The organism is Halorubrum sp. Ea1 (assembly GCF_002252965.1).
GTDB lineage: Archaea > Halobacteriota > Halobacteria > Halobacteriales > Haloferacaceae > Halorubrum.
Genome location: NZ_NHPG01000100.1, coordinates 1 through 4,918, shown reverse-complemented (window position 1 = coordinate 4,918; position 4,918 = coordinate 1). Strand labels below are relative to the sequence as shown.

The window sequence follows — 4,918 nt, the reverse complement described above, 5'->3', positions numbered from 1 at the left end:
GCGACCGCGGCGTCGAGCGCGGCGGCCACGTCGTCGCCGACGGTCACCTCGTCGACGCCCGCGGTCCGGAGCGCGGCCGCGAGCACCTCCGGGTCCTCCGCGCGGTCGAGCGCCGGCCGACAGGTGACCGCCGAGGCGGCGTCGGGGAGCGCGCCCGCGGCGCCGGCGTGGTCCTTGTCGTGCATCGCGGCGTAGACGAGGTGGAGGTCGTCGTAGTCGTACTCGGCGAGCGTCCCCGCGAGCGTCCGGCAGGCCGCCGGGTTGTGCGCGCCGTCGAGCACCGTCAGCGGCGCCGTGTCGAGCACCTCGAACCGGCCGGGCCACGTCGCCCGCGCGAGCCCGTCGCGGACCGCGGCCGCCGGGAGGGAGTCGCCGTCCGCGCCCGCGCGGTCGGTCCCTCCGTCGCTGTCGCCGCCCTCACCGTCCCCCGCCCGTTCGGCCAGCGCCGCCGCGGTCCGGCGGGCCAGCGCGACGGCGACCCCAGCGTTCGTCGCCTGGTGGTCGCCGACGAGCGGGATCCGGTAGGTCCCCTCCAGCTCGCCGGCGAGCGTCACCTCGGCGTCGGTCGGGCTCACGCGGCCGTCGTAGGCGACGGAGAGGGCGGGGGACGGGTCGAGACCGTCGCCGGCGGCGTCGTCGGCGTTCCCGTCGGCGGCGTCTCCGTTGTCTCCCTCCCGATCCGTGTCCGCCCCCGCCACCGTCGCGACCGGCGCGCCCTCCTCCCCGGCGACCTCGCGGACGACGGCGAGCGCCTCGCCCCCGCAGGCCGTCACGAACGGCGCGCCCGGCTCGGCGATCCGGGCCTTCGTTCGGGCGATCTCGGCTATCGTGTCGCCGAGGACCGCGGTGTGTTCGAGCGAGACGTTCGTCACGGCGGTCGCCACCGGGGTGACCGCGCTGGTCGCGTCGTACTCGCCGCCGAGCCCGACCTCCAGCACCGCGACGTCGACGTCGCGGCGCGCGAAATCGCGGATCGCCATCGCCGTGACGACCTCGAAGAACGTGAGCGGCTCGCCGGCGGCCGCGCGCTCGACGAGCCACGGCTTGACGTCCTCGACGAAGGCGGTGACCGCGTCCTCCGTCATCGGGAGGCCGTCGACGCGGACCCGCTCGGCGAGCGCGGAGAGGTGCGGCGAGGTATAGAGGCCGACGGAGAGCCCGGCCTCGCGCAGGATCGACTCGGTCATGCGCGCCGTGCTCCCCTTCCCGTTCGAGCCGGCCACCTGCACGAACGGCACGTCGTCCTCGGGGTTGCCGAGCCGGTCGAGCAGCGCCGCGACGCGCTCGGTCCCGGGCTTGACCGAGAAGCGGCGGAGGTCGAAGAGGAACGCCGCCGCCTCGTGGTAGTCCATGTCCGTGGGTCGGCGTCGGGTCGCTTAGGCGTAACGGACCGTGCCCTCGAACCCGGCACCGGTGGGCGGTTCCCGCCGCCGCGCCGGCCCGTCGCCTCCCGCCGCGAAGAGCAACCCTTACGCGCGCCGCCGACCGAGCGATCGCATGAACGAGACAGCGGCCGCGTCGGCGTCCGCGGTCGACGAGGCCGATTCGACGGGGGACGACGGCGCCCGCGACCCGGCCCTCGTCGGCGAGGGCGTCCGGCGGTCGTACGGCGACGTCGTCGCGCTCGACGGGGTCGACCTCCGCGTCGAGGCCGGCGAGGTGTTCGGGCTCATCGGCCCCAACGGCGCGGGGAAGACGACTCTCGTCCGGGCGCTGACGGGGACGACCGACGCCGAGGGCGACCTGCGCGTGTTCGGCGTCCCGCCCCGCGAGGTCGACCCGCAGCGCGTGGGCCTGCTCCCGCAGTCGTTCGACCCGCCGGAACGCCTCACCGCGACCGAGTTGGTCGAGTACTACGGCGGCCTCTACGACGACGCCCGCGGCGTCGAGTCGGTCCTCCGGGACGTGGGGATGGCCGACGACGCGGACGCGTGGTACGAGACGCTCTCGGGCGGCCAACAGCGCCGGACCTGCGTCGCGACCGCCATCGTCAACGACCCCGACCTCCTCTTCCTCGACGAGCCGACGACCGGGATCGACCCGGCCGGCCGGCGGTCGATCCACCGCCTGATCGAGCGGCTCGCCGACGGCGGGACGACCGTCTTCCTCACCAGCCACGCGATGGACGAGGTCGAGCGCCTCGCCGACCGCGTCGCCCTCCTCCGCGACGGCGCCGTCGTCGCGGTCGGGCCGCCCGACGAGCTGATCGCCGAACACGGCGGCGCCCCCCGGTTGGACGTGACCCTCGACGGCCCCGCGAGCGACGGGCTCGTCGAGCGCGTCGACGAGCGCGTCGCGGCGAGCCTCGCTGGCGACGCCGACGCCGAGTCGACCCGCGAGGGGCTGCGGGTCCGAGGCGTTCGGCCCGAGACGATCGGCGACGCGGTCGACGCCCTCGACGCCGCCGGGGTCGCCTTCGAGTCGCTCGCGTGGTCCGAGCCCTCGCTTGAGGACGTCTACCTGCGGCTCACCGGCGAGGAGTACTCGCCGCGGGAGGGGCGGGCGATCCCGAGCGAGGAGACGCCGGCCGCGCCCGACGGCGGCGACGCACCGGACGGAGGCGGCCGATGACCCGCGTCGGCCGGATCGGCACCGAGGCGACCGCGGCGGCGCGGTCGTTCCTCCGGCGGCGAACGGCGGTGTTCTTCACGTTCTTCTTCCCGGTGATCCTCGTGGTGATCTTCGGCGCCTTGGTCCGCACCCAGCCGACCGGCGGGGGGCTGTTCGCGGAGCCGGCGGGGTACTACATCCCCGGCTACCTCGCGGTCGTCGTCCTCTTCACTCCCCTCTCGCGGGTCGGCTCGGAGATCGCCCGCCACCGCGACGGCGGCCGGTTCGAGAAGCTGGCGACGACGCCCCTCTCCCGCGCGGAGTGGCTGCTCGCGCACACACTGGTCAACGTCGCGATCATCGGCGCGGCGAGCCTGCTGATCTTCGGGCTCGTCCTCGCGGTGACCGACGCCGAGCCGGTCGTCTCGCCCGCGCTCGCCGTCCTCCCCGTCTTCGTCGCCGTCGGCGTCGCGCTGTTCTGCGGGCTCGGCGCCGTGCTCGGCGCGCTCACGGACTCGCAGGACGGCGTGATCGCCGCGAGCAACACGGTCGCGCTCCCCCTGCTCTTCCTCTCCGAGACGTTCGTCTCGCCCGACCTGCTGCCGGCGTGGTTCCGGCCGGCCGTCGCCGCCTCGCCGCTGACGTACTTCGCGCGCGGGACGCGGGCGATCGTTCACGAGCCAGGCGCGTGGGTCGGCGACCTCGCCGTCCTCTCGGCGCTCGCGGTCGCGTTCCTCGCGGTCGGCGCGTACGCGGTCCCGCGGACGGACTGAGGCGGGAACGGCATCAAACTAAGCCGGAAGGGTACCCGACGGGGGACCCGCCGTCCCCGAAGCCGGTCATTTATATCGCACGGTGCCGTCTCGGAGAGACGAGAGAGGTCCAGTGTTGACGACCGTTCAATTCACCTGTTCGGACTGCGCGCAGACCATCGAGGTCAACGAGGAGATGCGGGAGACGATCCTCGCCACGGGCTGTCCGGTCTGTACGACCGGCGCCAGCGAGGGCGACTTCTCCGACGATACCGACGACAGATAAGGTCTCGCCCGGACGGGTCGCTCGCCGGGTGACGATCGAAAATCAGCGCGTCAGCGGCCGCCTCACTCGTCGTCGCGCTCGACGACGATCGTCCGCCCGGTGAGTCGGTCGGGGACGAACCGATAGAGGTCGATGTCGAGGTCGGGCTTCCCGTCGGCCCAGATCTCGAAGAGGGGGCGGCGGGTCTCCCCGTACTGCGCGATCGTCTCGGGCGTGAGCTCGTCGAGGTCGACCCTGCGGAGCGTGCCGACGCCGACGACACTGCCGTACTCGTCGCCGTCCTCCTCGTACACCACGATCCGCGCCTTCGGGTTCGAGGCGAGGAACTCACGCTTCTCGCTGTCGGGCGTCGACACCAGCCGGAGGAAGGCGTCGCGGGACTCCTCGTCGAATCCATAGGAGATCGGGATAGCGTACGGCGTCTCGTCGCGCGCAAGCGAGAGCACGCCGGTCTCGTGGTGCGAGAGGAACGCGTCGACCTCCGCGTCGGTCATCTCGACCTCGCTGTTCGTCGCCATACGCAACGAGTCGGCGTACGCCCGGATAAAGGACACGAGACGGATCGGACCGCGGAGCCGGCGAGGCGGGTGGAGGTCCGCGCGCTCGACGGGCGGAGGTCTGCGCGCTCGGCGGGCGACGGCGATGCGGTCGACGTATCTCGGGGTAACGGCGGGGAGAGCCGAGGCAAACGACGGGGCGGCGTTACGCGGTCTGGGGGTCGCTGATGTCGCTCTCGGTGACGGGTTCGCCGCAGACGACGCAGCCGACGTCGAGCAGCGTCGCCCGCATAGCGTCGTCCACCTCGATCGACCGACGGCACTCCGGGCAGACGAACGTGTGAGTCCCTGGACTCGTCATGGATACGAGTACGACACAGACACTCATGAAGGATGGTTTGGATTCCTGAAGTTTCGGAATCCGATCAACGGCGGCTCTCGGTCGCACGCGGCCGCTCAGTCCAGTAGCGACGAAAGCAGCTTCCGCTGTGCGGCCGCGATATGCTCGCTGAACGTCGAGCGGTCGATGCCGAGCGATTCGGCGACCTCGCCGGCGTTCGCCCCCTTGGGGTGATCGAAGTAGCCGGCGTCGTAGGCGGCCGTGAGCACCTCGCGCTGACGCTCGGTGAGGTCGCTCCGGTCAACGGTGACCAGGTCCGACTCCTCCGGCGTCGACGACGACTGGAGGAGCCGCAACACCTCCATGTCCGGGGTCGACTCCCGGAACGCGTCGAGCACCGATCGGAGCGTCGGGAGATCGGTCGCGTGGAACGTGACGAGGAGGCGCCCGTCTCGGATCGTCGTCTCCGAAACCGGCAGCCCGTGCCGGTCGA

At 72.8% G+C, this 4,918-nt stretch carries 7 protein-coding genes; 3 read left to right on the top strand and 4 right to left on the bottom strand.

Annotated features, from left to right (window positions below; all coding sequences use genetic code 11):
• Positions 1–1,352 (bottom strand): folylpolyglutamate synthase/dihydrofolate synthase family protein (locus DJ73_RS12150; protein WP_141212956.1); only part of this gene is annotated, 1,352 nt, incomplete at its 3' end.
• Positions 1,353–1,497: 145 nt separating this feature from the next.
• Here DJ73_RS12150 and DJ73_RS12145 point away from each other — a divergent pair.
• The 3 genes from DJ73_RS12145 (at position 1,498) to DJ73_RS19825 (ending at position 3,588) form a co-directional block, all read left to right on the top strand.
• Positions 1,498–2,571, top strand: coding sequence for an ABC transporter ATP-binding protein (locus tag DJ73_RS12145; protein WP_094558092.1), 1,074 nt, complete (start codon positions 1,498–1,500; stop codon positions 2,569–2,571).
• Positions 2,568–3,323 carry an ABC transporter permease gene (locus tag DJ73_RS12140; protein WP_094526991.1) on the top strand — a complete coding sequence of 252 codons (756 nt, stop codon included), beginning with the start codon at positions 2,568–2,570 and terminating at the stop codon, positions 3,321–3,323. The genes DJ73_RS12145 and DJ73_RS12140 overlap by 4 nt, the downstream gene beginning before the upstream one ends.
• Before the next feature lie 115 nt (positions 3,324–3,438).
• Entirely contained in the window at positions 3,439–3,588 is a 150-nt protein-coding gene (locus DJ73_RS19825) for a zinc ribbon domain-containing protein (protein ID WP_141211934.1), read from the top strand.
• 62 nt (positions 3,589–3,650) lie between these two features.
• On the opposite strand, the gene DJ73_RS12135 is transcribed toward DJ73_RS19825, so the two are convergent.
• The 3 genes from DJ73_RS12135 to DJ73_RS12130 all read right to left on the bottom strand — a co-directional run.
• Entirely contained in the window at positions 3,651–4,106 is a 456-nt protein-coding gene (locus DJ73_RS12135; protein WP_094521857.1) for a pyridoxamine 5'-phosphate oxidase family protein, read from the bottom strand.
• A 184-nt stretch (positions 4,107–4,290) separates the two neighbouring features.
• Positions 4,291–4,446 (bottom strand): hypothetical protein, encoded by a 156-nt coding sequence (locus tag DJ73_RS20375; protein ID WP_170938315.1) that lies wholly within the window; start codon positions 4,444–4,446, stop codon positions 4,291–4,293.
• Positions 4,447–4,541: 95 nt separating this feature from the next.
• Positions 4,542–4,918: helix-turn-helix domain-containing protein (locus tag DJ73_RS12130; RefSeq protein WP_176451131.1), on the bottom strand; the 377-nt coding region annotated here is incomplete at its 5' end.